This window comes from Paenibacillus sp. OAS669 (genome assembly GCF_014873645.1).
Lineage (GTDB): Bacteria > Bacillota > Bacilli > Paenibacillales > NBRC-103111 > Paenibacillus_S > Paenibacillus_S vulneris.
In genome coordinates this window covers 1-1,019 of record NZ_JADBDR010000040.1, presented here as the reverse complement: position 1 = coordinate 1,019, position 1,019 = coordinate 1, and the positions used below count along the sequence as shown (strand labels likewise).

Genomic DNA, 1,019 nt, shown 5'->3' with positions numbered 1-1,019 from the left:
TGTGCAAGCAAGGAAAAAAGCGTACAGCAAACAAAGCGGATGGAATATCCGCTTAAAAAAATGTTCATGTGAGCCGAATTATGCTACTCTATAGACGAAGCTAACAGCTGACTTATAACGGATTTTGCGCGTATTCTGCTGTCCTGGGCGGATGGGTCGAATCGGCAAAATGTTTTTGCGAATCAGCGCTTCAACATCGGGCGGGGGTTCATCATCTTTTGAGCGCAGGAAATGTCTACAAACGTGAACGGCAACCGTGAAGTTGACTTGGTAGTGGTGCCGTTTATTCATTTGGGAAATGACGACGTGCGAGGTCATCATTTCAGCGAAATTGTACATGATCATTCTTGCGAAAATCTCTTGGATGATGGACTCTTGTTTCTTTGCGTGAAAACTCGTCAATCCGACGGTATATTTCAACGCTCTGAAAGAGGTTTCAATGCCCCATCGCATGTTATACATGGACTTCAGTTCATCGGGTGGGAAATCTGCGGCAGAAAGATTCGTGATGACAGTTTCATAAGCGCCACTTGGCAAAACGAAACGAACAACCCGAAAGGAAATCGGGTAATACAAGTTTTCTTGTAGATCCAAAAAATCAAATGTAGACGTGGAAGGGACGAACTTGTAAAGCTCGGGATGAGCCTTGACCTCTTTCGTTTGTTTTTTGGTGAGTGTCAGATGAACGTCCCTATCAAACTCTCCGCTAGAGGGCAAACGCAAACCCGAAAGAATACCATTGGAATCCAAATCTTTTACTCGAATGATGTAGTTCCACCCTTTGCGCTCAATATGCGCGAAATTGTTGTAACTTTCATAGCCTCGATCGGAAATAACAATGATTTTGCCTTTGATAGGCGAACGATCAACCATAGCTGCTAGTGCTCTTCCCTCGTTACTCCATCTTCTTGGCTGAACAATGGCATCCACATAAAGTCTGTTGCAGAGATCATAGGCTGCGTTCAAATGCAAAAGGTTGTAGCCTTTCGTGTTCGGCTGACTTTGAAAATAGGTGGCCG

The 1,019-nt window shown here is 44.4% G+C and carries 1 protein-coding gene; it reads right to left on the bottom strand.

The window, feature by feature from the left end; genetic code table 11:
* Positions 1–78 precede the first annotated feature (78 nt).
* Positions 79–1,019: IS4 family transposase (locus tag GGC63_RS34210; RefSeq protein WP_192705996.1), on the bottom strand; the 941-nt coding region annotated here is incomplete at its 5' end.